Annotated in this window: 25 protein-coding genes and 2 tRNA genes; 7 read left to right on the top strand and 20 right to left on the bottom strand. The window is 69.3% G+C overall.

The genetic code is table 11. From position 1 onward, the window contains the following. Positions 1 to 60: 60 nt before the first annotated feature. Together ACFM35_RS04685 and ACFM35_RS04680 are read right to left on the bottom strand one after the other, a co-directional pair. A complete protein-coding gene (locus tag ACFM35_RS04685; protein WP_378839002.1) occupies positions 61 to 1,863 on the bottom strand; it encodes a glycoside hydrolase family 15 protein in 1,803 nt (600 codons plus the stop codon). 82 nt (positions 1,864 to 1,945) lie between these two features. After that, positions 1,946 to 2,344 (bottom strand): hypothetical protein, encoded by a 399-nt coding sequence (locus ACFM35_RS04680; RefSeq protein ID WP_378838999.1) that lies wholly within the window; start codon positions 2,342 to 2,344, stop codon positions 1,946 to 1,948. A gap of 89 nt (positions 2,345 to 2,433) precedes the next feature. Here ACFM35_RS04680 and ACFM35_RS04675 point away from each other — a divergent pair, with 89 nt between their 5' ends. Both ACFM35_RS04675 and ACFM35_RS04670 read left to right on the top strand, forming a co-directional pair. Next, positions 2,434 to 2,628: a hypothetical protein gene (locus ACFM35_RS04675; protein ID WP_378838996.1), complete on the top strand. Its 195-nt coding sequence runs from the start codon at positions 2,434 to 2,436 to the stop codon at positions 2,626 to 2,628. Positions 2,629 to 2,632: 4 nt separating this feature from the next. Then, a complete protein-coding gene (locus ACFM35_RS04670; RefSeq protein ID WP_378838994.1) occupies positions 2,633 to 3,094 on the top strand; it encodes a GNAT family N-acetyltransferase in 462 nt (153 codons plus the stop codon). 90 nt (positions 3,095 to 3,184) lie between these two features. Here ACFM35_RS04670 and ACFM35_RS04665 read toward each other — a convergent pair. After that, positions 3,185 to 3,260: transfer RNA gene (locus ACFM35_RS04665), tRNA-Glu, on the bottom strand. Between the two features lie 108 nt (positions 3,261 to 3,368). On the opposite strand from ACFM35_RS04665, the gene ACFM35_RS04660 reads away from it, so the two are divergent. Further along, positions 3,369 to 4,007 carry an MBL fold metallo-hydrolase gene (locus tag ACFM35_RS04660; protein ID WP_378838991.1) on the top strand — a complete coding sequence of 213 codons (639 nt, stop codon included), beginning with the start codon at positions 3,369 to 3,371 and terminating at the stop codon, positions 4,005 to 4,007. 114 nt (positions 4,008 to 4,121) lie between these two features. Then, entirely contained in the window at positions 4,122 to 4,559 is a 438-nt protein-coding gene (gene arfB / locus ACFM35_RS04655) for an alternative ribosome rescue aminoacyl-tRNA hydrolase ArfB (RefSeq protein ID WP_378838989.1), read from the top strand. An 85-nt stretch (positions 4,560 to 4,644) separates the two neighbouring features. Here the strand turns inward: arfB and ACFM35_RS04650 are convergent, their stop codons facing one another. From ACFM35_RS04650 to ACFM35_RS04630, 5 genes are all read right to left on the bottom strand, one after another. Next, entirely contained in the window at positions 4,645 to 4,914 is a 270-nt protein-coding gene (locus ACFM35_RS04650) for an HPr family phosphocarrier protein (protein WP_378838987.1), read from the bottom strand. A gap of 68 nt (positions 4,915 to 4,982) precedes the next feature. Beyond that, positions 4,983 to 7,079: a PTS fructose transporter subunit IIABC gene (locus ACFM35_RS04645; protein ID WP_378838985.1), complete on the bottom strand. Its 2,097-nt coding sequence runs from the start codon at positions 7,077 to 7,079 to the stop codon at positions 4,983 to 4,985. A 57-nt stretch (positions 7,080 to 7,136) separates the two neighbouring features. Continuing rightward, positions 7,137 to 8,090: a 1-phosphofructokinase gene (pfkB, locus tag ACFM35_RS04640; RefSeq protein ID WP_378839483.1), complete on the bottom strand. Its 954-nt coding sequence runs from the start codon at positions 8,088 to 8,090 to the stop codon at positions 7,137 to 7,139. Next, positions 8,087 to 8,872 (bottom strand): DeoR/GlpR family DNA-binding transcription regulator, encoded by a 786-nt coding sequence (locus ACFM35_RS04635; protein ID WP_378838983.1) that lies wholly within the window; start codon positions 8,870 to 8,872, stop codon positions 8,087 to 8,089. The genes pfkB and ACFM35_RS04635 overlap by 4 nt, the downstream gene beginning before the upstream one ends. 93 nt (positions 8,873 to 8,965) lie before the next feature. After that, a complete protein-coding gene (locus tag ACFM35_RS04630) occupies positions 8,966 to 9,703 on the bottom strand; it encodes a hypothetical protein (RefSeq protein WP_378838980.1) in 738 nt (245 codons plus the stop codon). Positions 9,704 to 9,736: 33 nt separating this feature from the next. Here ACFM35_RS04630 and ACFM35_RS04625 point away from each other — a divergent pair, with 33 nt between their 5' ends. Continuing rightward, on the top strand, positions 9,737 to 10,648 hold the full coding sequence (locus tag ACFM35_RS04625) for an aminoglycoside phosphotransferase family protein (RefSeq protein ID WP_378838978.1): 912 nt from the start codon (positions 9,737 to 9,739) through the stop codon (positions 10,646 to 10,648). A gap of 16 nt (positions 10,649 to 10,664) precedes the next feature. Here ACFM35_RS04625 and ACFM35_RS04620 read toward each other — a convergent pair whose 3' ends face one another. From ACFM35_RS04620 to ACFM35_RS04605, 4 genes are all read right to left on the bottom strand, one after another. Continuing rightward, the gene (locus ACFM35_RS04620; RefSeq protein ID WP_378838976.1) at positions 10,665 to 11,525 is read right to left on the bottom strand and encodes a hypothetical protein; all 861 of its coding nucleotides are present in this window, start codon (positions 11,523 to 11,525) and stop codon (positions 10,665 to 10,667) included. 89 nt (positions 11,526 to 11,614) lie between these two features. Then, positions 11,615 to 11,686 (bottom strand) — tRNA-Gln (locus ACFM35_RS04615). A 130-nt stretch (positions 11,687 to 11,816) separates the two neighbouring features. Further along, complete coding sequence (gene gltX / locus ACFM35_RS04610) at positions 11,817 to 13,331, bottom strand: glutamate--tRNA ligase (RefSeq protein WP_378838973.1); 1,515 nt, start codon at positions 13,329 to 13,331, stop codon at positions 11,817 to 11,819. Positions 13,332 to 13,342: 11 nt separating this feature from the next. Further along, positions 13,343 to 14,341 (bottom strand): LysR family transcriptional regulator, encoded by a 999-nt coding sequence (locus ACFM35_RS04605; RefSeq protein ID WP_378838970.1) that lies wholly within the window; start codon positions 14,339 to 14,341, stop codon positions 13,343 to 13,345. 83 nt (positions 14,342 to 14,424) lie between these two features. Between ACFM35_RS04605 and ACFM35_RS04600 the strand changes: the two genes are divergently transcribed. Then, the gene (locus tag ACFM35_RS04600; protein WP_378838968.1) at positions 14,425 to 15,492 is read left to right on the top strand and encodes an aminotransferase class V-fold PLP-dependent enzyme; all 1,068 of its coding nucleotides are present in this window, start codon (positions 14,425 to 14,427) and stop codon (positions 15,490 to 15,492) included. Here the strand turns inward: ACFM35_RS04600 and ACFM35_RS04595 are convergent, their stop codons facing one another. From ACFM35_RS04595 to ACFM35_RS04575, 5 genes are all read right to left on the bottom strand, one after another. Beyond that, positions 15,493 to 16,776, bottom strand: a complete 1,284-nt coding sequence (locus ACFM35_RS04595) for an MFS transporter (protein ID WP_378838965.1) — start codon at positions 16,774 to 16,776, stop codon at positions 15,493 to 15,495. Further along, complete coding sequence (locus ACFM35_RS04590; RefSeq protein ID WP_378838963.1) at positions 16,773 to 17,537, bottom strand: fumarylacetoacetate hydrolase family protein; 765 nt, start codon at positions 17,535 to 17,537, stop codon at positions 16,773 to 16,775. Before ACFM35_RS04590 ends, ACFM35_RS04595 begins: the two co-directional genes overlap by 4 nt. 101 nt (positions 17,538 to 17,638) lie before the next feature. Further along, complete coding sequence (locus tag ACFM35_RS04585) at positions 17,639 to 18,745, bottom strand: branched-chain amino acid aminotransferase (RefSeq protein WP_378838960.1); 1,107 nt, start codon at positions 18,743 to 18,745, stop codon at positions 17,639 to 17,641. 47 nt (positions 18,746 to 18,792) lie between these two features. After that, entirely contained in the window at positions 18,793 to 19,869 is a 1,077-nt protein-coding gene (locus ACFM35_RS04580) for a 3-isopropylmalate dehydrogenase (RefSeq protein WP_378838957.1), read from the bottom strand. A gap of 36 nt (positions 19,870 to 19,905) precedes the next feature. After that, a complete protein-coding gene (locus ACFM35_RS04575) occupies positions 19,906 to 21,462 on the bottom strand; it encodes an MFS transporter (RefSeq protein ID WP_378838955.1) in 1,557 nt (518 codons plus the stop codon). An 86-nt stretch (positions 21,463 to 21,548) separates the two neighbouring features. Here ACFM35_RS04575 and ACFM35_RS04570 point away from each other — a divergent pair, with 86 nt between their 5' ends. Beyond that, positions 21,549 to 22,094 (top strand): TetR/AcrR family transcriptional regulator, encoded by a 546-nt coding sequence (locus ACFM35_RS04570; RefSeq protein ID WP_378838953.1) that lies wholly within the window; start codon positions 21,549 to 21,551, stop codon positions 22,092 to 22,094. A gap of 34 nt (positions 22,095 to 22,128) precedes the next feature. On the opposite strand, the gene ACFM35_RS04565 is transcribed toward ACFM35_RS04570, so the two are convergent. The 3 genes from ACFM35_RS04565 to serA all read right to left on the bottom strand — a co-directional run bounded on the left by ACFM35_RS04565 (position 22,129) and on the right by serA (position 26,385). Beyond that, positions 22,129 to 23,709 (bottom strand): transporter, encoded by a 1,581-nt coding sequence (locus ACFM35_RS04565; RefSeq protein ID WP_378838950.1) that lies wholly within the window; start codon positions 23,707 to 23,709, stop codon positions 22,129 to 22,131. Further along, entirely contained in the window at positions 23,691 to 24,434 is a 744-nt protein-coding gene (locus ACFM35_RS04560; RefSeq protein WP_378839481.1) for an ABC transporter ATP-binding protein, read from the bottom strand. The genes ACFM35_RS04565 and ACFM35_RS04560 overlap by 19 nt, the downstream gene beginning before the upstream one ends. Positions 24,435 to 24,780: 346 nt before the next feature. Next, complete coding sequence (gene serA, locus ACFM35_RS04555; RefSeq protein WP_378838948.1) at positions 24,781 to 26,385, bottom strand: phosphoglycerate dehydrogenase; 1,605 nt, start codon at positions 26,383 to 26,385, stop codon at positions 24,781 to 24,783. Positions 26,386 to 26,573 lie beyond the last annotated feature (188 nt).

Here is a 26,573-nt window from a genome sequence, read left to right as displayed (position 1 = left end):
CTCGGCGGGGGCTTGCCACCGCCGCGATCGCGGGTTATGGCCGTCCGCCCGCACCGGAGCTCAGTGTCCGTCGATCTCTTCCGGTTCGGCCAGCTGACGGAGCGTGAGGGCGGTGTTGATGAGCGCGAGATGACTGAGTGCCTGCGGCAGATTCCCCCAGAATGCGTTGTCGTCCGCCGCGATCATCTCCGCGTAGATTCCGACGTCGTTGCCCAGATCGACGAGAGCGTCCATCAGGGCGATCGACTCGACCCGGCGGCCGACGCAGGCCAGCGCGGTCGCTCGCCAGAACGCGCACGCCACGAAGGTGTGCTCTTCGCGGGCTGCCCCCGTGTAGCGGTACAGCAGCGGGCCGGCACCGAGATCTTCCGCGATCGCGTCGATCGTGGCGCTCATGCGCTCTCCACGGTCGAAGCCGCTCGGCGCATGCAGCAGAACGGATGCGTCGAGCCTGTCGGTGCCCGGATACATGACGTACGCACCGAGGTCGTCCGACCAGCACTCCGCATCGACCCAGTCCTTGATGCGGTCGCGTTCCACCCGCCACCGATCGATGCCGCCCGGAATCTGCCCGGCCTCATGCAGCATGATCGCATCGTTCAGAGCCTGCCAGCATCCCATCTTCGAGGACGTGTAATGCTGCTCGTCGGGCAGCTCCCACATGCCGGAGTCGCGACGGCGCCACAGATCGCAGACGCGGTCCGCCACGGTCGACAGCATCTGGCCGGTGTCGATGTCGAGGATGTTCCCGGCGTCGACGTATGTCCGACAGATCGCGAACAGGTCGCCGAAGACACCGAGCTGCAGCTGACCGTGCGCAGGATTGCCGGTCACGACCGGGCCGACTCCTCGCCACCCGGGGACTTCGTATTCCTGCGTCTCACGGTCGACGCGTCCGTCCAGCGTGTAGAACACCTTGAGATCGGGACCGTTCTCGCGGATCGTGCGCAGCATCCAGGAGATGGCGGCGTGGGTCTCCTCGCGCAGTCCGAACCACACGAGGGCGTGGGCCGTGTAGGCGAGGTCGCGCACCCACGCGTACCGATAGTCCCAGTTCTTGCGGCCACCCGGAGACTCCGGCAGGGATGTCGTCGCCGCGGCCGCGATGGCACCGCTCGGGCTGAAGATGAGAAGCTTCAGCGCCAGCGCGCTGCGTCGCACGTCGGGCGCCCACGGCCCCTCGTAGTCGAACTCCCGGGACCACGCCCGCCAGCCTGCGATCGTGCGATCGATGCCCCGGTCGACGTTGGAGGCTTCCGGCAGATGGAGTGGCTCGCCGTGGGTCGCCGCCACCACGAGCATGTGCCGCGACCCTTTCGATGTCGTGAACGCGCCGCTCAGACGGGTTCCGCGTGAGTCGGGCTTGTCGGGCCCGTGCTCCGATCCGACGACGGCGAGCGCTGTGCGCCCGCAACGGATGATGACGCCGCGCTCGGTGTCGTCGAGCCACGGCGAGGCGGTCTGCAGGCCGGTGCCGGGCTGCACCTGCCACGCGAACGGAACGGTGCCTTCGATTCCTTCGACCCTTCTGGCGAGCTCGGCCCAGGGCAGACGCCCCGCGACCCCGGTCACCATCGCGTCGGTCACCTTCGCCGTACCGGTCTCGGTGGTGAACGTGGTCACGAGCACGTTCGTATTCGCCCGGTACCGCCGCCGGACGGTGTAGGCGACCGTGGGTTCGAGCTCGATGAATCCCCCATCCGCGTCGTCCAGGAGGCGAGCGAAGATCGGGAGCGAGTCCAGGTCGGGCACCGGCATCCAATCGACCTGTCCACGCAGTCCGATCAGGGCGACGGTTCGACCGTCGCCGATGGGTGCGTACGACCTGAGGTCTTCGCCCGGTTGCTCGCGTTCCGCCGTCACGGTCCCACGTTACGAGGAGAGTCCCGGCGCCGCTGAGGCTTGCGTGCGAGGGGGCGGCGCGCTACGGGCGCCGCCACCGGCGTCATGCGAAAAGATCACCGAAGTCGGCCAGTGGCACGAGGCCCCGTGCTCCCTCGCGGAGTGAGGGGTCATCGGTCACCAGCGCATCGGCTTGGAGCGAGGCGACGGCGAGGTATTCCGCGAGGGGCGTGTCGTCCCAGCCGAGATCTGCGGCGAGTCGAAAGGCGGTGGCCCGTGACACGCGATCACCCAGGAGACGGATCTTGAGTTCCGCCAGACCCTCCAGGGCCTTCCGTGTCTCGGACTCCTCCTGCTGACCCGCTCGCGATGCGCGGTACAGCAGAGACAGCACGTGCGATCGCAGAAGCGACGGGGCTACGAGCGAATGATCTGCAGCGACCTGGCGACCGTCTTCGAGAAGTCTCAGCGCGGTCGGTGCGTCGATGGCGAAGCGGCTCATGCTGCGATGATCACACGGGTCTCCGACATCGGGGACGGCCCCGGTGAGCCGACCGACGCGTGCGTCGAGCGCACCGCTACGGTGTGTCCATGAGTACTCAGAAGAACTCCGACGCCGGCATGGCTCGATATGTGGTCGGCGGGGTGGTCGCGGGACTGCTGGTCGGTGTCCTGCTGGGTATCCTCGTGCCGTCGATCGGGGTGGGCTTCGGGGTCGGCATGGGCATGGCGGTGGGTATCTTCGTCTCGGTGATCGTGTGGTTGATCCGACGGCCGAAAGCCTGACGGCGTGCAGGGCGACCTCCTCATCCGCCCCATCGCGGCGGGAGACGCGGGCGAGATCTTCACTCTGCAGCGCGCCGCGTTCGTGCAGGAAGCGGAGCTCTACCGAACGGTGGACATCCCGGCGCTGACGCAGTCGCTGGGCGACCTCGAGAGCGAGCTCGCTGCCAGTGGTGGTCTGGTGGCGCTGATCAGGAACAGGATCGTCGGATCCGTGCGCGCCAGAACCGATGGCGATCTGCTGCTGATCAGCCGGCTCGCGGTCGCCCCCGATATGCAGGGGCGAGGTATCGGAACAGCCCTTCTCGCGGCGGTCGAGGCACGATCGGATGCCTTGGAGGCCGAGCTGTTCACCGGTTCTCTCAGCGAGCCGAATCTGCGCCTGTATCGCCGAGAAGGCTACGTCGAGACCGGACGGATCGTGCTGCCCGAGGTGGAGCTGGTGTATCTGCGCAAACGTCTGCGGTGAGCGCTGCAACCTCGTCCACCGCGATCGAGATCTCAGCCACTCGACGCGCCGGAACAGGAAATGCCCGTCCGGTGGACGGGCATTTCTCGATGGTGACCCCAGCGGGATTCGAACCCGCGTTACCGCCGTGAGAGGGCGGCGTACTAGGCCTCTATACGATGGGGCCGATCAGCACAACCCTACGATTATGCCACGGCGCGCCCGGAGTCGACAAATCGAGACGAGGATGGGCGTGGCGCTTGCCGCGGCATCCGCCGACGGGTTGACTCGGGTCATGCGAGTAACCAAGCACGAACACGCCGCGCTCACGATCGAGCAAGCCGGCAAGGCACTGATCATCGATCCGGGAGCCTTCACCCTTCCGCTGGTCGACATCGGCAACACCATCGGCATCGTCATCACACACGAACACCCCGACCACTGGACGGCAGAGCATCTCGACCGCATCCTGAAGGCCGTGCCGGGGACGCCCATCTACGGTCCGCAGGGATTCGCCGACGCGGCCGCGGGGTACGACGTCATCGTTGTGAACCCCGGCGACACCGTCGATCTCGACCCGTTCACGCTGGAGTTCTTCGGCGGGAAGCACGCGGTCATCCACGAGTCCATGCCCGTCGTCGACAACGTGGGGGTCCTCATCAACCATGAGTTCTACTACCCGGGAGACTCCTACACGGTTCCCAAGGGCGCCAAAGTGCAGCTTCTCGCCGCGCCCATCGGGGCGCCGTGGCTGAAGATCGGCGAAGCGATGGACTTCGTGCTCGCCGTGGCACCGAAGCGGGCATTCGGCACGCACGACATGACTCTGTCGGTGATCGGACGTGACATGCACCGTGCGCGGCTGAAGTGGGCCACCGAGCAGGGCGGCGGCGAGTTCCTCCCGCTGGACCCCAACGATGTGACCGATCTGTAGAGACGCGACTGTACGGACGGATGCGGCGATCCGCGGGGATCGCAGCATCCGTGTTCGTCAGCGGAGCCGGCCCTCGCGCTGTTCTCGCCGCCGCGCGGAGGCGAAGATGGGTGCATGGCCACTCCTCACCGCCCCGGGCTCCGGACCGCCGTGGGGATCACCATCCCCGAGTCCGAGCTCACGTGGCGGTTCTCGCGGTCGTCCGGTCCGGGTGGGCAGGGCGTGAATACGGCGGATTCGCGCGTGGAGCTGCTGTGGGACGCGTCGGGTTCGACGGTTCTGTCGCCGATCCAGCGTGAGCGACTTCTGGACAGGCTGGAAGGTCGTCTTGTGAGAGGAGTGCTCACGATCGCGGCATCCGAGCACCGCGCGCAGCTCCGCAACCGGGATGCGGCGCGCGCGAGGCTCGTCGCCGTGGTCGAAGATGCTCTCCGGCCGCCCTCGCCGAACCGTCGTGCGACGAAGCCCAGCCGCGGCGCGAAGGAGCGTCGCTTGCAGGCGAAGCAGCAGCGCACCGACGTCAAGCGCCTGCGTCGACCTCCCACCGACTGAGGAAGGCGCGGCGTTCTCCGCACGATGAGACAGCGGATGCCGCGGACCCTGGGGTCCGCGGCATCCGCTGTCGTGTCGTGCGCGATTACTCGGCGTCGAGATCCGTCTCGAGGAGGGTGACGAGCTCATCGAGCGCCTGATCGGCGCCTTCGCCCTCCGCCTTCAGAGTGACGACGGTGCCCTTCGCCGCGCCGAGTCCCATCAACGACAGGATGCTGCCGGCGTTGAGGTCGGGACCACCCTCGGCCGCGATCGTCACGGGGATCTTCTTCTCCTGTACCGCTGTGACGAACAGCTTCGCCGGACGGGCATGCAACCCCGAGCTGCTTGCGATGGTAGCCGTGCGCTCTGCCATGAGTACTCCTTCGTGAGTGTGTGGAACTATTCTTCAGCATTCCGCATGCGCGGTGCCTGCACCAGCGATCAGGCGGTGACGGCCACCGGCGCGACGGACGTCGACGACGTCTCGGCCGCCTTCAGCTCCTTCGGCGCGATGAAGCGCTTCGCCATGACGACCAGCAGAGCCGAGACGACCGTGCCGGCGATGAGGGCGATGAGGAAGCCCCAGATCGGGTTGATGGCGAACAGGACGAAGATGCCCCCGTGCGGCGCATACGACTGCACCTGGAAGATCATGCACAGGGCGCCGGTGACCGCACCACCGACCATCGTCGACGGGATGACGCGCAGCGGGTCGGCGGCGGCGAACGGGATCGCACCCTCCGAGATGAAGGACGCACCCAGCAGCCAGGCCGCCTTGCCGTTCTCACGTTCGACCGCGGTGAAGAGCGGGCGGGCGAGGACCGTCGAGGCGAGAGCCATCGCGAGCGGTGGAACCATGCCGGCGCACATGACGGCACCCATGATCAGCAGCGGCGCGGGGTTGTCGGCCGACCCGGCAGCGAGCCCGGCGACGGCGAACGAGTACGCCACCTTGTTGATCGGACCACCGAGGTCGAAGCACATCATCAGACCGAGGATGACGCCCAGACCGATGGCCGCGCCGCCCGACTCCGTGAGGCTGGTCAGCCAGTCGGTGAGCCACAGCATGAGCGTCGCGATCGGACGACCGAGGAACAGGATCATCAGACCCGATGCGACGATCGACGCCACGAGCGGGATGATGACGACCGGCATGAGGCCACGCAGCCAGCGCGGAGCGTTGAGGCGGCCGATCCACCAGGCCACGACACCGGCGAGCAGACCGCCGATGATGCCGCCGATGAAGCCGGCCTGCATCAGCACCGCGACCGCACCCGCCACGAAGCCAGGAGCGATACCCGGTCGGTCGGCGATCGCGAACGCGATGTACCCGGCCAGGGCTGAGACCAGGAAGCCCATGGAGGTGGCACCGATCATGAAGAACACCGAGCCGAGGTACTGACCCAGCGGTCCGAAGTCCGACGTGATGTTCTCGGTAGGCAGATCCCACAGCGAGTTGTTCACGATGACGGTCGCGGCATCCTGCGTCACGAGGTATCCGCCGAGGAGGAATCCGATCGCGATCAGCAGGCCGCCGCCGGCGACGAACGGGATCATGTAGCTGACGCCCGTGAGCAGGATGCGCTGGATGCGTGCACCGAACGACACGGGAGCGGCCGTGGTCGCGCCGGCGGCGCCGGCGTCACCTGACACGCGCGCGGCGTTCGGGTTCTTCGCAGCGGCGACGGCCTCGGCGATCATCTGCTTCGGCTGCTCGATGCCGCGCTTGACACCCGACCGGATGACGGGCTTGCCGGCGAATCGCTGCTGTTCGCGCACGTCGACATCGACGGCGAAGATGACGGCGTCCGCGTTGTCGATCACCGACTGCGGCAGTGCCTGGTAGCCGCTGGAACCCTGCGGCTCGACGATCAGATCGATTCCCGCGTCCTGGCCCGCTGCCGTCAGAGCATCTGCTGCCATGAAGGTGTGCGCGATTCCGGTGGCGCACGCGGTGACCGCCACGATGCGCGCCGGATGACCGTCGACCGAGAGCTCAGAGCCCGCGGCGGCGGCGGCTGCCGCGGCTGGTGCGGCTGCGGCCGGCGCCGTCGAACCAGCCGGTGCGGGGGCGGCGGAGGCATCGCCCTCGCCGATCGCGTTGTTCACGATGCCCACGACCTCGGTCGGGGTGAGCGCAGCGCGAAGGCTCTGCGTGAAGTCGGACTGCATGAGGCTTCGCGCGAGTTTCGAGAGCACGGCCAGGTGTGCCTCGGCGGCTCCTTCGGGCGCAGCGATGAGGAACACCAGGTCGGCCGGGCCGTCCGGAGCGCCGAAATCGACGCCGGGCGTCAGACGGGCGAACGCGAGCGACGGGGTCGTGACGGCGGCACTCTTCGCGTGCGGGATCGCGATGCCACCGGGCAGCCCGGTTTCATCCTTCTGCTCGCGCGCCCATGCGTCGGCGAAGAGCGCGTCGGCGTCGGTGGCGCGGCCCTGCGCGACGACACGTGCCGCGAGGGCACGGATCACCGCGGCCTTGTCAGTGCCGAGGTCCGTGTCGAGTGACACGAGCTCCGGGGTGATGGTCTGGGACATTTCGATGACCTCCGTGGTCGTTTCGGGCACTGCAGTGTGGTGGAGCGAGGCTGTTCGTCAGGGCAAGAGGGAGTCGACGGGGATGTCCCAGTCCGGGATGTCGGCAGGACCGGGGATCTGCGTCCCCGGGAGCGATGCGGCGGCGGCACCGTACGCCACCGCGCGGCGCAGACGTCCGGTGTCGTTCTGGCCTTCGGCGGCGGCGATCAGATACCCCGCGAGCGAGCTGTCGCCGGCACCGACCGTGCTGGACACGATGATCTTGGGGGCCGAGGCCCTCAGGACGCCATCGGCCGTCACCAGAAGTGCACCGGCGGCACCCAGAGTGACGAGCGCTGCCGCCACGCGCTCCGGCACGAGGTCCTTGGCGTGCGCGATGGCGGTGGCGATGACGTCATCATCACCCGACGAGGCGCCGGCGCCCACCAGCTCGGCGAGCTCCTCGTCGTTCGGCTTGATCAGGTCGGGACGCGCGGTCGCGACGACGCTCGCCAGGGCTGCACCCGATGTGTCGACGGCGATCTTCGGGCTTTCGGCACCCCAACGGGCACGCACCGCCGCCGTGATCTCAGCGTAGAAGTCGTCCCCGACGCCGGGGGGCAGCGACCCTGCGAGCACGACCCAGTCAGCGCCTTCCGCAGCAGCGACGACGCCGTCGACGAGGGCGGATGCCTCGGCCTGCGACAGCTGGGGCCCTGGCATATTGATCTTCGTCGTGGTGCCCTGCGGGTCGGCGATGGTGAGGTTCGCGCGGGTGCGCCCCTGCACCTCGATCCGCAGGACGGGAACGCCGTCGTGCTCCAGGAGCAGCCGGTAGGGATCGTCCTGCGCGCAGGGGACGACGGCCAGGGCGCCCACCCCCGCGGCGCGCAGAGCTCGTGCGACATTCACGCCCTTGCCCCCCGCATCCTCACGGGCGTCCAGGCCGCGCTGCACCTCACCCGGCTCGATGGGCGCGGCCAGGCGTACCGCCCGGTCGAGGGACGGATTGACGGTCACGGTGACGATCACGCGCACCACACCTCGACTCCTACATCGTTGAGCGCCGACGCGAGCGGCGCCGTGGGCGCGGCATCCGTCACGAGAACGTCCATGGCGGACAGTGCCGCGAAGCTGACGAGCAGCTCGCGGCCGAATTTGGTCTGGTCCGCCACCACGATGACGCGGCGGGCCGAGCGGACGACCGCGCGTTTGACGGCAGCCTCCTCGGGATCGGGCGTGCTCGCCCCGAACGCGTGCGACAGGCCGTTCACCCCGACGTAGGCGATGTCGGGTCGCAGCGTCTCGATGGCGTGCACGGTGTCGGCGCCGACGGCGGCCGCGGTCACGCCGCGGATGCGGCCGCCGACGATCGACAGCGACACCGAGTCCACGTCGGCGAGCGCGTGAGCGATGCTCAGCGAGTGAGTGACGACCTCGGCGGCGCCGCGGACGGCCGCCAGTCGCAACGGCAGTTGGTCGGCGACGGCGGCCGTCGTCGTTCCCGCGTCGAAGAACACCGAACCGGTGAACCCTTCGCCGATCGCCTCGATCGCGCGGCGGGCGATGGCCTGCTTCGCACTGCTGCGGCGGTGGCTGCGATCGGCGATCGACGGCTCGGTGGTGCTCGGCCGCTCCAAGGCGACCGCGCCACCGTGCACACGTCGGAGTGTGCCGCCCTGCTCCATGGTGAGGAGGTCGCGGCGCACGGTTTCGGTGGTGACGTCGAAGCGGCGGGCGAGATCGAGCACACCCACGCGTCCGTCGTCGATCAGGATGCGCTCGATGAGCTCCTGCCGCTCCGTTGCGTACATACTTCTGCTCCTTCGCCGATTCCCACAGACTACAACACAGAACAACATAATCACAAGGGTCAGTTCGTGGACATCCACATTGCGGGCGCGTCTTCACGAGACGGCCGCCTCGGCGATCCAGACGCCCACGGTCTGGTCTTCCCAGGTGAAGCGGATCACGCTCCCTCGCGGGAGACCCGCGGACACTCCCCGCGGGGTGTCGTCCGAGATCGTGTAGTCGTAGGAGGGTCTGAGCGGTGACGGCGCACAGGTGGCTCCCATCGGCCGCCCGGCATCCGAGCCCACCAGCAGGCAGGTCACACCACGTGCGGTCGCCGCGGACCACACGGAAAGTCCGCGGAAGTCTTCGTACTGCTGCAGGCGTGCGCCGATGAGCCCGAATGACTCCAGATCGACCGCGTCCACGAGCTGCTGACGCTCGAGTCCCGTCGCGGGAGTCGCGACGAGCAGGGCTTCGCCGTGCGGAGCGGTCGCAACGAGTGCGATGCCGGTGGCCAGGACGACGACGGCGATGGTCGAGACGACGGCGCCGCTCTGCAGCAGCCCGCGGATCCGCGAAGGCGATCGAAGGTGGCGTGGCGCGGGGCCGCTGCCGGGCGCGGCAGGCAGGAAGTCTTCGACTCGCGGGGGCACGAGGGCGGGGGGCAGCTTGATGGTGGCAAGCGCTCGCGTCTCGCCCGACGCGTCACGCGGATGCAGCATGGCCTCGAGTTCTCCGAGTCGGCGGAGGGCATCGCGCTCCATCGCGGCGCCGTCGTCGGGCCCATAGGCCTGGCGACGCAGATCGGACAGCTCGCGAAGGAGCGCGGGCGGCATCGGTGACGCATCCACTCGCCCATTATCGATCCGTGTGAAGGTTTACGGGTGACCGATAAGCCCGCATCCGAAGTGCTGATCGATGAGCACGTGGTCCGTTCCCTGCTCGCCGAGCAGGCCAGGAGCTTCGGGGAACCGGCGACCGATCCGCTCCGCAAGGTCGCAGAGGGCTGGGACTGCGAGATCTGGCGGTGGGGTGATGAGCTTGCCGTGCGCCTCCCCCGTCGCGCTCTCGCCGCGCCGCTCATCGCTCACGAGCAGAAGGCCCTTCGCGTCCTGGCCCCGAGTCTGAACACCGTCGGTGTACAGACACCTGCGCCGCTCCTCGTCGGCTCGCCGGGCGGCGCGTTCCCGTGGCAGTGGTCGGTCGTGCCGTGGATCGAGGGCTCCTCCGGCCTCACGGTCCCCCGCGCGATGCGAGCCGGATGGGCTCGGACTCTCGCCTCCGTCATGCGTGCACTGCACCGCGAGGCGCCCGCGGATGCTCCGCACAATCCGGTGAGAGGGGTGCCGCTCGTCGAACGGAAGGCGGCGGTGGACCAGCGGCTGGAGATGCTGCGGCGGTCCGGCGCGATCGAGGACACGTTGCTGGCCTCGGCCGCCGCGCGCTGGGCCGATGCGCTCATGCAGCCGCCGTGGGGCGGACCGCCCGTCTGGATCCACGGCGACCTGCACGCGGCGAACCTCGTCGTGCTCGCCGGTCGGCTCGTCGGCGTGGTCGACTTCGGCGACGCGACGGCGGGCGACCCCGCTTACGATCTGGCAGCCGCGTGGCTCGCGTTCGACAGCGATGGCAGAGCCCTGTTCCGGTCCGCGCTGGCCGACGTGTACGACGATGCCACGTGGATCCGCGCTGAGGGATGGGCGGCGGCGATGGCGCTGCTGCTCGTCGCACACAGCGACGACATGCCGGATCACCTGGCCGCAGGAATCGAAGCCCTCGGGGAGATCGTGGGATGACAGCCGGGCATCAGCCTCAGGCGGTCGTGGTCGCGGTGGCGGCCGACACCTCCACCTGCGTTCCGACGAGGACGAACCGCACGACGCTGCCGACCGGCAGATCCCCGCGGAGCGCCGCGGGCATCCCCTCGTAGACCGTGAAGTCGACGACCGGGTCGAGACCGACCGGAACACAGCCCGCATTGAAGACGCCGTACCTCTCGGTCTCGAGCAACAGGCAGCGCCGGCCGTCGGCGCTCTCACCGCTCCACACCCGCAGTCGACCATAGGACTCGTAGCGCTGCAGCTCGGCATCGTCGACACGGTAGCCGGCCAGCGACCCGGGCACATCGACCGCCTCGCGCTCGGCCGGCGTCGACGCGATCGGCGCGAGCAGGGCGTCCGGCCGGTCGGTGGCGGCTTGGAGACCCCACATCGCGAGGGCGGTGAGGACGACACTCGCCGCGGCGACGGCCCACCACTTCCGGCTGAGCGCGAGCACGCCGCCTCGCACGCGTCGCCACGGCGTACCCGGTGTGCCGGACGGGGAGGGGTCAGCTCCCACGCGGGAAGCGGGATCGTCGACGCGTTCCGACGGTCGGGCGCGATCCGCGACCGCCGCGGACCGCCCCTGACCGGACGGCGCCGTGGATTCGTCTCGCGCACCCTCGGGGTCTGCCGCGTTCGCCGGGGCCGTTTGGTGGGGCCCCGCGGGAGCAGGACGGACGGGTGGCACCGCGCGCGTCCGGCGGTCGGCGCTTTCGAGCTCCGTCAAACGGCGCAGAGCACGGGGATCTCGGAGGATGTCGGCGTCGGGCCCGTACGCCCGCTTCCGAAGGGCCGTCAGCTCATCGATCGACGAGTCGGCTTCGGTCGCGACGGACGGTGGAGCATCCATGTGTCCATTATCGGACTGCCCTCGGCCCACGGGCCTCGGAGTCATCGGGAAAAAGCAAAAACCCCCACTGAGCGGGGGTTTTTCACTTGCTGGGGTACCTGGACTCGAACCAAGAACAAAGGTACCAGAAACCTCCGTGTTGCCAATTACACCATACCCCAAGGCGCTGGACAGAAGTCCGTGCCGAGGGTCAACTCTAGTCGACGGGGACGCGTGAGCCAAACCGGGCACCACGTGACCATCCGGAGGTGTCCGCGAACGCGGGCATCGGAGCGCGACACCCACGCGGAGTCAGGAGGCGCGTTCCACGAGTGCGCCCAGCCGACGGATGCTCTCCCGCTTGCCGAGCAGTTCCATCGACTCGAACAACGGTGGCGAGATCCGGCGGCCGCTCAGCGCGACGCGCAGCGGACCGTACGCGACGCGAGGTTTCAGTCCGAGCCCTTCGATGAGTGCAGCGGCCAGAGCCTCCTGAGCTGCGGCTGCGGTGAACTCCCCCTCCGGCACCAGTTCGAGTGCCGCGACCGAAGCGACGATGACCTCGTTCGCATTCGCAGGCAGCGTCGCCAGCGCATCATCGGCATACGTGATCGCGTTCGTGAAGAGGAAGCCCAGCAGCGCGGGGGCGTCGCCCAGCAGCTGCATCCGCTCCTGCACGAGGGGCGCGGATGCTGTGAGCATGGCCTGCTGGTCGGCCGTGGGGGGATCGGCCACGACACCCGCCGCGGTCAGGTAGGGCACGAGCCGAGCCGCGAAGTCGGCGGGCTGCAGCATCCGGACGTGGTCTCCGTTGATCGCCTCGGCCTTCTTCTGGTCGAACCGCGCCGGGTTCGGGTTGACGTCCACGATGTCGAACGCCGCGACCAGCTCGTCGAGCGAGAAGACGTCCCGATCAGGGCCGATCGACCACCCCAGGAGAGCGAGGTAGTTCAGCAGGCCCTCGTGGATGAAACCCCTCTCGCGCTGCAGGAACAGGTCGGCCTGGGGGTCGCGCTTGGAGAGCTTCTTGTTGCCGACGTCGCCGAGCACGAGAGGCATGTGCGCGAAACGCGGGATGAACGTCGTCACACCGGCCTCGACGAGAGCGGAATAGAGCGCCAACTGGCGAGCCGTCGACGGCATCAGGTCCTCGCCACGGATGACATGCGTGATTCCCATCAGCGCATCGTCGACCGGGTTGACGAAGGGATAGAGCGGCACGCCGCCGGCTCGCACGAGCACGAAGTCGGGGAACGAACCGGCCGGGAACGTCACCTCGCCGCGGATCAGGTCGTCGTAGGTGAGGTCGTGGTCGGGAACGCGCAGGCGGAAGGCGGGCTCTCGTCCTTCCGCACGGTAGGCGGCCTTCTGCTCGTCGGTCAGATCGCGATCGTGATTGTCGTAACCGAGCTGCTTCGCACGGCCGTTCGCCGTATTGCGCGCGTCGATCTCCTCGGCGGTCGAGTACGACTCGTAGACGAGACCGGTCGCGCGAAGCTTGTCGAGCACGTCGAGGTAGATGTCGTGGCGCTGCGACTGACGATAGGGCGCGTGCGGACCGCCGACCTCCACCCCTTCGTCCCAATCGATGCGCAGCCACCGCAACGCCTCGAGGAGTTGCTGGTAGCTCTCCTCGCTGTCGCGCGCCGAATCCGTGTCTTCGATCCGGAAGACCAGCGTGCCGCCGTTGTGGCGGGCGTAGGCCCAGTTGAACAGCACCGTCCGGATGAGCCCGACGTGGGGCAGTCCGGTCGGTGAGGGGCAGAAGCGCACGCGCACGTCGGCGCCGGTGGCGGTGGTGGTGCGGGGATCGGGTGAGGAGGACATCACCCACCAGCTTAGTTCGCCCGTCCCCCGGCCACCGTGGCCTCGACCGCCGAGGACGTCGCGGGCGGCGGCAGCACACGCGTGAGGGCGCTCAGGGTGGCGCGTACGGAGGGAACGCGTTCGGCGCCGAGCGCGGTGACGACGTGCAGCGTGCGGCCTTCGGCCGCGGGGAGGGGGCGCGTCACGATGCCCGGCAGTTGTGGGAACGATTCGACGGCCATGCGCGGCAGGGTGGCGACGCCGATGCCCTGCGCGACGAGGCCCTCCACAGCGACGAAGTTGTCGGTCTCGAAGGTGATCCGAGGTTCGAAGCCATGACGACCGCACAGCTCGAGCAGATGTCCCCGGCAGCGCGGACAGCCTGCGATCCAGTTCTCCGCTGCGAGCCCGGCGAGTGACGCGACGTCGCCGCGACGCGGGCGCGAGGCAGCAGGATGTGCCGCGGGCAGCACGAGGAGCAGGTCGTCGGTGCCGACGGTGCGCACCGCGAGTCCTCGCGCGCTCGAGCGGTGCGGATCTTCGCGGTCGCCGGCGTAGCTGAACGTCAAGGCGACGTCGGCACGGTCGTCGCGGATCGCCGCGACCGCCTCGGGCGGCTCGGCCTCCACGTAGGTCAGGACGACGCCGGGATGGCGCACCGCGAGGTCGGCGAGCAGTCGGGGCACCAGCGACGGCGAGGCGGAAGGGAACCCCACGAGGCGCACGCGACCGACCCGCAGGCCGCGCAGCTCGTCGAGCTCCTCCGTGGCCGCATCCAACGCCGTCGTGACGGAAGGCGCGTGGCGGGCGAGTATGCGCCCGGCCTCGGTGAGTCGCACCCGACGACCGGCGCGCTCGATGACAGGCACGCCGAGGCGCTGCTCGAGGCGCTTCATCTGCTGGCTGATTGCCGGTTGGCTGAGTCCCAGGAGGTCTGCGGCGGCGGTGATCGAGCCGCCGTCGGCGATCGCCTTCACCACCCGGAGCGTCTGCACATCGAACTCCGGAGACTCATCCCGCGCATCGGCCACGATCGGAATCATAATGCGCACGCATGGGTCGCATCTCACGCGTGCCGTAGACGAATGCGTGGAGCGTCCCGCACCCTGGACGGGTGACCGTTCCGATCTCGCCCGCCTCACTCGCGTCGGCGCGCGCGGAGTTCGCGGGCGGCCGCGGTTACCTCGCAGCCTGCACGGTGGGTCTCACGCCGCGGGCGTCACGCGACGCGATCATCGTCGATGCCCATGCCTCGGCGGGAGGTCGACCCGATCCGGTCGCCTACTCCGCGCTGGTGGAAAGCAGTCGTCGGCATTTCGCCGACCTCGTCGGCGTGAGCGCCGACCGGGTCGCGGTCGGCTCGCAGACCTCGGTCCTGGCCGCCCTGATCGCCGCGTCCGTGCCGGACGACGCCGAGGTGCTGTGCGCCGCGGGCGATTTCTCCTCGATCATGCTGCCCTTCGTGCACGCCGGTCGAGGGATTCGTGTACGGATCGCGCCCGTGGCGGGACTCGCCGACGCGATCACCGAGCGGACGTGGCTCGTCGCGTTCTCGATCGTGCAGTCGGCGACGGGCGAGGTGGCGGACGCCGACGCCATCGTCGCCGCCGCACACCGCGCGGGCGCGCGCACCTTCTGCGACGCGACCCAGGCCGTGGGCTGGCTGCCGGTGGACGCGGGGGCGTTCGACGCCCTCGTGTGCCACACGTACAAATGGCTCTGCGCCCCGCGGGGTGTCGCCTTCCTCACCCTCTCCGCGCAGCTGCAGTACCTCGTTCCGCCGATCTTCGCCGGCTGGTACGCGGGGGCGGATCCCTGGACGTCGTGCTACGGCCACGAGGTGGTGCTGGCGGAGGACGCCTCGCGCTTCGACGTCTCACCGGCGTGGCAGGCGTTCGTCGGCGCCGAACCCGCGCTGGCGCTCTTCGCGGACATGGACCGCGCAGCGGCCCACGCGCACACCACCGGCTTGGCCGCGGCGTTCCGGGACCGGATGGGCATCCCCGCTCCCCCACGTCCCAGCGCCATCGTGACGTGGTCCGATGCGAGCGGGTGCGACCTCGCTCGTCTGGGAGCTGCGGGAGTGTCCGCCTCGGGTCGGGCGGGCAGAGCCCGCGTCGCATTCCACGTGTTCAACGACGATGATGACGTAGGTCTCGCCGCGACGGCGCTGATCGGCTGATCACCGTCCCGGCCGACGCGGCTCTACGGATGCCACCGGCCGTGCCCGGGTGAGCGGAGCGAAGCCCACGACCACGATCACCACGATCAGCGCGAGGAGGGCGAGCCCCCCGTAGCCGATCCATCCGAGCACCAGGCCCGCGAGCACCGCGCCGATCGCCGCGACGAGGCTCATCGTGAGATCGCTGCGTCCCTGCCGACGGGTGCGCAGGTGTTCGCCGGACGCCTCGGTCAACAGCGCCGAGCCCGCAACGGTGGTGGCGCTCCACCCGAGTCCGAGCAGGACGAGAGCGATCGTCACGGCGGTCGTGTCGGCCTCGCCGAAAGCCGCCGTCAGCAGCGACGCCAGCAGCAGCCCTTGGCCGAGCAGGATGGTGCGCACCCGACCGAACCGGTCGGCCAGCAGCCCGAAGACCGGAGAGAGCGCGTACATGCCGGCGATGTGGAGGCTGATCGTGAAGCCGATGATCGTGACGGATGCCGCGTCTCCTGCCCCGCCCATCAGATGCAGCAGGTGCACCGGGGTCATCGCCATGACAGCCACCATCACACCGTGGGCGCCGGCGATCGCGATGATGGCGTACCGGGCGACGAGCGGCTGGTCGACTCGGGCGATCGCGGATGCACCGGCGGCCGCCGAGACCGCCGCCACGCGCCTGGCCAGCAGGAGAGGATCCGGTCGGAGGGCGCTCAGATAGAGGGCCACTCCGAGAAGCTGCGCCACCAGCGTGAAGACGTAGGGGCCCGTGAGCGCCGGCATTCCGAGCGCGTCGCCGATCACCTCGCCCGGACCGACGAGGTTCGGGCCGAGCACGGCGCCCACCGTGGTGGCCCACACCACCAGGGACAGATCACGGCCTCGCGTGGCATCCGTCGCCAGGTCGGCAGCGGCGAAGCGCGACTGCAGGTTCGCGGCCTGTCCCGACCCGATGAGCCCGAATCCGACCAGGAGCAGGGGGAAGGAGTCGATGCTCACCGCACCGAGGACGACCACGACGCCGGCCAGGGCGACGAGCATGCCGAGCGTGAGGGCGCGCCGGCGTCCGTGAAGGCGCGCGAGACGCGCGAGCGGCACGGCGAAGATCGCCGTTCCGAGCGTGATGGCGGCCGTGGCGAGTCCCGAGAGCGCGTCCTGTCCGGAGAGCTCGCGGGCGAGGACCGCGCCGAGCGAGATGGTGGCACCGAAGGCGAGACCACCGAGCACCTGCCCGGCGCTCAGGACGCCGACGGTGCGCCGCTGAATACGCTGCAGCTCGGCGGGCGCCGGGTCTTCGACATCGGTCACGCGTTGCGTGCGGTGTTGGTCAGTACTCCCAGTCCGCTGATCTCGACTTCGAGCGTGTCGCCCGCGGTGAATGGTCCGACCCCGGCCGGTGTGCCGGTGAGGATGACGTCTCCGGGGAGGAGGGTGAAGGCGGCCGAGGCGTAGGCGATGATGTCCGCGACGGAGTGGACCATGTCGCTCAACGGGGCGTGCTGACGCACCTCGCCGTTGAGGCGCGACTCGATGGTGGCCGACGCGACATCGAACTCGGTCTCGATAACCGGTCCCAGGGGGCAGAAGGTGTCGAATCCCTTCGCTCGGGCCCACTGGCCGTCGCGCTTCTGGAGGTCACGCGCGGTGATATCGTTCCCGATCGTGTATCCGAAGACGACCTCGGCAGCCCGCTCGACGGCCACGTTCTTGGCGATCGAGCCGATCACGACGGCCAGTTCGCCCTCGAAGTCGGTGCGCTCGCTCTGCGGCGGCCGCACGATGGCATCGCCCGGTCCCACCACCGCGGTGTTCGGCTTGAGGAACAGCATCGGCTCGGTCGGCGCTTCGTTGCCGAATTCCGCCGCGTGCTCGCGGTAGTTGCGACCGACGCAGATCACTTTCGAACGTGGGATCACCGGTGCCAGCAGCACCGCATCGACGAGGGGCACGCGCTCGCCCGTGGTCTCGAAACCCGCGAACATCGGATCGCCGTCGAGCACGACCAGGTCGCGGTCGTCGACGATGCCGAAGCGGATGCTGTCCTGGTGGCTGAATCGGGCGATCTTCACCCGCTCAGCCTACCCAGGCCGCAGCATCCGCACCCGGTCGCGTCGCCCGCCCGGCCGTGCACCGGTGCCTTCGCCCCACCCACTCTGCCGCGGAGAACGGCTCAGGCGTCCAGTCGCGTCAGCCAGCCGTGACGGTCTTCGCGGCGGCCGTACTGGATGTCGGTCAGCTCCTCGCGCAACGACAGCGCGAGTGTGCCGGTCGGCTGCTCGTCGAAGAAGTTCTTGCCCTTCAGCAGCCCGATCGGTGTCACGACCGCTGCCGTCCCGCACGCGAACACCTCGACGATGTCGCCGGATGCCACACCTTCGCGCCACTCCGTCAGCGAGACGTTCCGGCCCTGCACCTTGTGCCCGCGGTCGACCGCCAGCTGCAGGATCGAGTCGCGCGTGATGCCCTCGAGGATGCTGTCGGACTGCGGCGTGACGATCGTGCCGTCCTTGTACACGAACACCACGTTCATGCCGCCCAGTTCTTCGACGTTGCCGTCCTGGTCGAGGAACACGACCTGATCGCACTCGTTCTCGTAGGCCTCCGACTGCGGCAACAGCGAGGCGGCGTAGTTGCCGCCGGTCTTGGCTGCGCCGGTCCCGCCCTTGCCGGCGCGTGCATAGTCCTCGCTCAGCCAGATGGATACCGGCTGCACACCGCCCTTGAAGTACGCGCCCGCGGGTGAAGCGATCACGTAGTACGCGACCTTGTGCGCCGGACGGACGCCGAGGAAGGCCTCCTTCGCGAACATGAACGGCCGCAGGTAGAGGCTCTGGTCTTCGCCCGACGGCACCCACGCGCCGTCGATCGCGACGATCTCGCGGAGGGACTGCAAAAAGTACGGGGCGGGCAGTTCGGGCAGGGCCAGCCGACGGGCGCTGCGCTGCAGGCGACGGGCGTTCTGGTCGGGGCGGAAGGTGTGGACCGAACCGTCCGCGTGGCGATAAGCCTTGATCCCCTCGAAGATCTCCTGCCCGTAGTGCAGCACCGCGGCGGCGGGGTCGAGGGTGATCGGGCCGTAGGGCTGCACGCGCGGACGGTGCCAGCCTCCCCGCACCGACCAGCAGATGTCGACCATATGGTCGGTGAAGGACTGGCCGAAGCCGGGGTTCTTCAAGATCTCTTCGCGCTGCGCGGCGGTCTTGGCGGCGAGGTTGCGGGTGACGGCGAACTCGAGCGGATCGAGGTCGGTGTCGGGGTTGGAATCGATGAGAGTCATGTCACGTCCTACGGTGGGGTCGCCGGCGGTGCGAGCGGGGTTCCAGGTTACGCCTGGAGCCGTGCCGCGATCGCGTCGCCGATCTCGGAGGTGGTGCGGGGCGAGCCGTCTCGGGCTGCGATGTCTTCTTCGGCCGCGAGGGTGACGCGTGCCGCCTCGTCCCGCAGCCCCAGGTGGTCCAGCAGCAGGGAGACGGAGAGGATCGCAGCCGTGGGGTCGGCCTTCTGCCGGCCTGCGATGTCGGGCGCCGAACCGTGCACGGGCTCGAACATCGAGGGGAACGCGCCGTCGGGGTTGATGTTGCCCGATGCGGCGAGGCCGATGCCACCGGTGACGGCGCCTGCCAGGTCCGTGAGGATGTCGCCGAAGAGGTTGTCGGTGACGATCACGTCGAAGCGGCCCGGGTTCGTGACCAGGAAGATCGTTGCTGCGTCGACGTGCAGGTAGTCTACGGCGACACCGGGGTGTTCCTTCGCCACGGCATTAACGATCCGCTGCCAGATGCCTCCGGCGTGGACGAGCACATTGGTCTTGTGCACGAGTGTCAGCTTCCGGCGGCGCCGCTCCGCGAGGTCGAAGGCGTAGCGCACGACCCGCTCCACTCCGAAGGCGGTGTTGACCGACGTCTCGTTGGCCACCTCATGCGGCGTGCCACGTCTGATGGAGCCGCCGTTCCCGACGTACGGACCCTCCGTGCCCTCGCGCACGACGACGAAGTCGATCTCTCCGGGGTCGGCGAGGGGCCCCGGTGCACCCGGATAGAGCTTGGACGGCCTCAGGTTGACATAGTGGTCGAGCTCGAACCGCAGCTTCAGCAGCAGACCCCGCTCGATGTTGGCGTCCGCGAGACGCGGGTCTCCCGGCACGCCCCCGACCGCTCCGAGCAGGATCGCGTCGTGACCGGCGATCGACGAGAGGTCTTCGTCGGTGAGCGTGTCACCGGTCTCGAGGAACCGCGCGGCACCCAGCGAGAAGCGCGTTCGGTCGAACCGGATGCCGGAACCTGCGGTCGCGGCATCCAGCACCTTTTCGGCCTCGGCGACGACTTCCGGGCCGATGCCGTCGCCGGGGATCACGGCGAGTTTCACGGTCCGGGACTCGGGCACCTGCTGCACCTGCGACATGGAACTCCTTGACGGGGCAGCGGCGGAGCGGACGGATCAGTGCTCGGCGGCTGCGGTGGGACGGGACTTCCCCAGGGTAACGGCCGCGATGACCGCGGCGATGACCACCAGACCCGCGCCGATCAGCGAGGTGATCACCACGCCTCCGTCGAAAGCGTGAGCCGCCGCGTCGCGCAGGGCGGTCGCCAGGGGCTCGCCGAGCTGGTCGGCGGACGCGACCGCGCCGGCGAGCGTCTCGCGCGCCTGGTACGCCGCGTCGGCCGGGATCCCGGCGGGCAACTGCAGCGTGGCACGGTAGTAGGCGGTGAGGATGCCGCCCACGATCGTCGTGCCGAGCACGGCGCCCAGCTCGTACGCGGTCTCGGAGACGGCCGATGCCGCACCGGCCTTCGCGGCCGGCGCGCTGCTGAGCACGAGCTCGTTCGAGACGGTCTCGGCGATGCCGATACCCGCTCCGAGCGACATGAAGGCGATCACGAGGAGAGACAGCGAGCCCTCGCCGGCGGTGAGCGCGACCATCACGTAGCCCAGCACCGACAGCACGAGCGCCGACGGAACGAGCAGTCGGGGCGCCACGCGGCGGGCGACCGGCACGATGAGCAGCCCGGCGACGATCATGACAGCGAGACCGGGAAGCAGGGCGAGGCCGGCGTCCATCGGGCTCAGTCCGAGGATCAGCTGAAGGTGCTGAGCCACGAAGTACAGGAACCCCACCAGCGAGATGACGCTCAGCAGATTGACCATGATCGCGCCCGAGAAGGGCGCGTGCCGGAACAGAGCCATGTCGAGCATCGGCTGTTCGGCCTTGAGCTGGCGACGGACGAAGAGCGCCGCGAGCAGGATGCCGAAGGCGATGAGCGGCAGCGCGGGTCCCGCAACGCCCTCGACCGCGAGCGACTTGATGCCGTAGACGAACGGCACCATGGCGCCGAGAGACAGCGCGATGCTGAGCGGATCGATGCGGCCGGGCTTGGGGTCGCGGCTCTCGGGGATGAGCAGCGGCACGAGGATCAGCAGCGGCACCAGCACGGGCACGGCGAGGAGGAACACCGAGCCCCAGGCGAAGTGCTCGAGCAGCAGACCGCCCACGATCGGGCCCAGGGCCATACCCGCGGAGAAGCCCGCTGCCCAGATCGCGATCGCGAGGCGGCGCTGTTCGCGATCGCGGAAGATCGAGCGCAGCAGCGAAAGAGTCGAGGGCATCAGCATCGCGCCGAAGACGCCCATGCCGGCGCGGGCGGCGATCAGGAGGGCGGCGCTGGGTGCGAACGCCGCGAGCACGGACACGATTCCGAATCCGGTCGCGCCGATGAGCAGCATCCGTCGCCGACCGAAGCGGTCGCCGAGCGTGCCCATCGTCACGAGCAGGCTCGCGAGCACCAGCGGGTAGGCGTCGATGATCCAGAGCTGCTGGGTGCTGGTGGGTTCGAGGTGCAGGGCGATCTGCGGCAGGGCGAAGCTGAGAACCGTGTTGTCGACCGAGACGAGTAGAACCGGCAGCATCAGCACAGCAAGAGCGGTCCAGCCGCGCCAGCCGACCCGCGGAGAGGTCGTCAGGGCTTCGGTGGAAATGCGTTCGTAGGTGGTGCTCATGGTGTCCTCGGTTTCGACGGAATAAGTAAACCGTCCAGCCGGTATAGTATCAGACGGGTGACGTCCACGTCGATACCATCGAGACCATGAGCCGACCGCCGCGCGCCCGCGAGTCCGTGCTCGATGCGTTCTCCGATCTGCTGATCGCCGAGGGCGAGCGCGCGGCGACGATGGATGCCACCGCCCGCGCTGCCGGGGTCTCCAAGGGCGGTCTGCTCTATCACTTCGCCTCGAAGGACGCGCTGGAGAACGGGCTGATCGAACGCCTCGAGCGCCTCGTCGACGACGACATCGCGCTCATCACCACCGCACCTGAGGGCGCCATCGCCTATTTCCTGCGCTCCTCGGTGATGGAGAACGACCCCCTGGACCGAGCGCTCATCGGGGTGTCACGTCTCGCTCAGGGCGGCAACACGGTGGCGTCCGAGGCGCTCCGGGCGGTCCGGGAGCACTGGGCGGGGGCGCTGCGCCCGCACGCGAAGGACGAGACCGCCCTCGACCTCGTGATGCTGGTGAGTGACGGCCTGTACTTCAACAATGCGCTCAACGGCGGGTCGGTTCCCGGCCCCGTTCCGAGAGATGAAGAGCTCGACGCGCTGATCGCTCTCGTGCTCTCCGCCGCGGCGCGCTGACGCTCTGGATGGAACGGACGCGCCGCGGAGCCGCCTACGCGCCGCGGAGCCGCCGGAGCTGCATGAGGAGCGTCGGGCCGGTGCGGTCCAGGAGTGCACCGCCTCCGCGGATGCCGATGATGAGCACCGCGACACCGATGACCACGGAGCACGCCAGCGCACTCCAGCCGAAGACCGCCGAGCCGGATGCGAAGCTGATGATTGCGAGGACGCCCGTCGGGATCATGATGGCGAGCACGATGCCCCACACGGCGAACACCTGCAGTCCCGTCGTGAAACTCGAGCCCTGAGCCGACTTGAAGGGGTTGTCGCCGGCGCGCGGTACCGGCATGACGAACCTCGCCGATGAGATGCAGACGACTCCCATGCCGGTGAGCATCGTCCCGATCGACAGGGCGAGGATGACGGGGAGATGCTGCCATTGGTCTGCGAACGCGACTCCGCCGACCGCCGCCAGCAGCGTGATCGGGACCGCGAAGACGGCCAGGGCCGAGAGCCTGCCGAGGCGATCGTCCCTCCCCCGCACCCCGTCGATCAGATGGGTCGCGAAGGCCGTGCCGTCGTAGGAGATGTCCGAGGCCAGCGTGAGCGCGAACGTGAAGCCGAGCAGCGGGCCCGTCCACATGACCAGCACCGGCGCGTCGTTGAGGATCGAGTAGAACCACAGCAGGACCGGAATGAGTGGCACCGAGATGAGCTGACGCGCGTAGCGGGGGTCGCGCCGCCAGTAGGTCAGGCAGCGCGCAGCGATCGCGCCTGCGGGCGTCTGCGGCACGCGCGCGAACACGCCGAGCTTGCCGCGCGACACCGACCGGTTCGTCGCGACGGCGGGTGTCACCAGGGCCCGGGCGAGCGCTCCGCGCCACACGATGTACAGCAGCACGAGGGTCGCCAGCGCGATGAGCAGCCGGAGGCCCGCTCCCCCGATGTCGCCGACGGCGATGGCCCCAGGCACGGCCCATGCCGCACCGAGTGGGGTCCATCCCAGCGCCGAGGCCAGGTTCGGCAGCGCGCCGGCAGAGCTGCTGATTCCCTGCGTGAGCGCGATGATGATGGGCCCGAGCAGCAGGAGCGGGATGATGATCAAGATGCCGCTCAGCTCTCGGGCGCGCCTGCTGGACTGCAGGCCGACGCTCAGCGCCGCCATCGCGCGCGATGCCACCACGGCGGTCACGACGCCGATGACCGCGCAGAGGACCGCGGCGACCATCGCCGGCGGGGAGCGCAGCCACGCGGCGGCCGAAGCGAGCCCCGCCAGGAGCGACACCGCGCCGGGAATGCCGATCACCCCGGCGAGTGTGAGTGCGATCAGCAGGGTGCGCATCGGGATCGGGTACTGCACCAGGTGCGGCGGATCGAGCGTCTGCTCGATCCCGGTCAGCAGCAGCGGGAAGAGCACCCAGCCGAGCGTCAGGAGGGACCCCGCCAGGACGATGATCGTCGCCGCGAGGTCGAACGACGCCGACAACCCCAGCGCGACCGCGCCCGCGGCCACCGCGACCAGCATGCCGAGGCCGTACAGCCCGCCGATGACCGTCGCGACCAGCTGCCACGTGCTGCGGGTGAGCGAATTGCCCAGCACCCGCAGCCGCAGCCTCAGGAGTGTCGCAACCATTCCGGCCCCTCCGCGTGGTGACGCCCGCCCACCAGCTGCACGAAACGGTCTTCCAGCGTCTGCTCGCCACGCACCTCGTCGATGGTGCCGGCGGCCAGCACGCGGCCTGCCGCGACCACGGCGACGTGGTCGCACATCCGCTGGACGAGGTCCATGACGTGGCTCGACACGATCACGGTGCCGCCGCCTGCCACGTAGCTCGTGAGGATGTCGCGGATGTTCGCCGCCGAGACCGGGTCGACGGACTCGAAGGGCTCGTCGAGCACGAGGATGCGTGGCGCGTGCACCAGGGCACAGGCCAGGGCGATCTTCTTCGTCATCCCCGCGGAGTAGTCCACGACCAGGGTGCCGGCGGCGCTTTCGAGGTCGAGCAGCCGCAGCAGATCGGCGACCCGTTCGGCGACCGTGGCGCGGTCGAGCCCGAACAGCATGCCGTTGTAGGTCACGAGCTGCTCGCCGGTGAGTCGGTCGAACAGCGCCACACCGTCGGCGAGGTTGCCGATGAGCGCTTTCGCGCGCAGGGGGTCCGCCCACATGTCGATGCCGTCGATCAAGGCACGGCCGGCGTCGGGACGCAGAAGCCCGGTCGCCATGGAGAGGGTGGTGGTCTTGCCCGCGCCGTTGGGTCCGACCAGGCCGTAGAACGAACCCGTCGGCACGGTCAAGTGCAGGTCGTCGACGGCCACCTTGTCACCGAAGCGTTTGCTGAGACCGACGAGCTGCAGCGCGGGAGCGGCCGCGGCATCCGTTCCCGCTGCTGTCGCGGGCGCCGACCCGGGCCCGTTCGTCGGCGGTGTGTACGGCGGTGGGAGCGGAGCGTCTGTCACGAGGGATCCTCTCAACGATGCGTCCTTCTACCGTATGACCCGCGGATGCTGCCGCCCCGCTCTTCACCTCTGCCCGGCGCGCCGCGGCCGGAGTGGACCCGTGCGCTGTGTGCCGACCTTGGCGCGGCACGCAGGCGGCCACCGAACGGTCGCGACACGCCGTGACACCCGGCCCCGTTCGCGATGGAACGGCGTGTCGCGACCGTTCGCGGCCGGCCGGCAGGCGACCGAACGATCACCGGGATCAGTCCTCGGTGAGCAGGATCTGCTGGAACATGTCCGCGCCGACGGCCACGCGCATCTGCTCGAGCAGCACGTCGGGCACGGGTGAATCGACCGTGAGAACCGAGAGCGCGCGGCCCGTGGCATCCGGTCTGGCCACCTGGAGGCCTTCGATGTTGATGCCGGCGCCGCCGAGCTCCTGCCCGTAGATGGCCACGATGCCCGGACGATCGGCGTAGCGCATCACGACGTGGTGACGCTCGATCGGCACCTCGATCTCGTACCCGTTGATGCCGACGACCTTCGGCACCATGCGCGTGCCGGCGAGCGTGCCGGCGACGGTCAGCACCGAGCCGTCGACGAGGGTGCCGCGGAGGATGGTGATGTTGCGGTACTGCGGGCTGTCCGCTTCGACGATGAGTCGCGTCTCGATGCCGCGCTGCTCAGCGAACAGCGGTGCGTTCACGTACGAGACGTTCTCACTCACGACATTCGCGAGGATGCCCTTCAGAGCGGCGAGCCGGTAGACGCTGACGTCGTACGCCGCGAGCTCTCCGCGCACCTCGATGTCGAGGCTGGTGAGCGCGCTCTCGGCGAGCCCGGTGAAGAACTGCCCGAGCTGCTCGACGAGGGCGATGCCCGGGCGCACGAACGGGTCGATGATCCCCCCGGCGACGTTGACCGCGTCGGGCACGAGGTCGCCCTCGAGCGCGAGCTTCACCGACCTGGCGACCGACACGCCGGCCTTCTCCTGCGCTTCTTCCGTGGACGCACCCAGGTGAGGGGTCACGACGACATTGGGCAGGTCGAGCAGGGGGAAGGCCGGCCCGTCGACCGAGGGCGGTTCGGTGGAGAAGACGTCCAGTCCCGCGCCGGCGATCTCGCCCGTGGTCAGAGCCGTGTAGAGCGCTTTCTCGTCGATGAGCCCTCCGCGCGCGACGTTCACGATGTAGGCGGACGACTTCATCCGCGCGAACTGCTCGGCGCCGATCATGCCCGTGGTCTCGGGGGTCTTCGGCATGTGGATCGAGATGAAGTCGCTCTGCGCGAGCAGGTCGTCGAGCGAGAGCAGCGTCACTCCGAGCTGCTGTGCGCGGGAGGGGGTGACGTACGGGTCGTACGCGACGACCTGCACACCGAAAGCCTGCAGGCGGGCGGTGATGAGCGCCCCGATGCGCCCGAGGCCGATGATGCCGACCGTCTTCTCGTACAGCTCGGTGCCCGTGTAGGCGCTGCGCTTCCACTGTCCGGCGGCGAGCGAGGCGTGGGCGGCCGGGATGTGGCGCGCGAGGCTCAGGATGTGGCCGACGGTGAGCTCGGCGGCCGAGATGATGTTCGACGTCGGTGCGTTCACGACCATGACGCCGGCGGTGGTCGCGGCCTTGATGTCGACGTTGTCCAGGCCCACCCCCGCACGGGCGACGACCTTCAGCACCGGGGCTGCGGCCAGGGCTTCCGCATCGATCTTCGTCGCCGAACGCACCAGCACCGCGTGCGCGTGCGCGAGGGCGCCCAGGAGCGCGGGGCGGTCGGTGCCGTCGACCTGGCGGACGTCGAAGTCGGGACCGAGCGCGTCGATCGTGGCGGGAGAGAGTTGTTCGGCGATCAGGACGACGGGCTTCGACACGGTGGGTCCTTCGAGCGTTCACGCGCACCGCGGGAGCGGGGCGATCGGGGCGGGGTGGAGGCGAGATCAGCGCGCCGCATGCCCGTCGGAACGACCCGGGGCGGGGGCGGCGAGATCGCTGTCAGCCTACCGTGGGCGCTTCGGCGGCTCGCACCGTGTGACGGTTCGCGGCCGCGCTCCCCCGCGTC

This window comes from Microbacterium songi (genome assembly GCF_042747925.1).
Taxonomy (GTDB): Bacteria; Actinomycetota; Actinomycetes; order Actinomycetales; family Microbacteriaceae; genus Microbacterium.
This window is presented reverse-complemented; position numbering and strand designations above follow the sequence as displayed.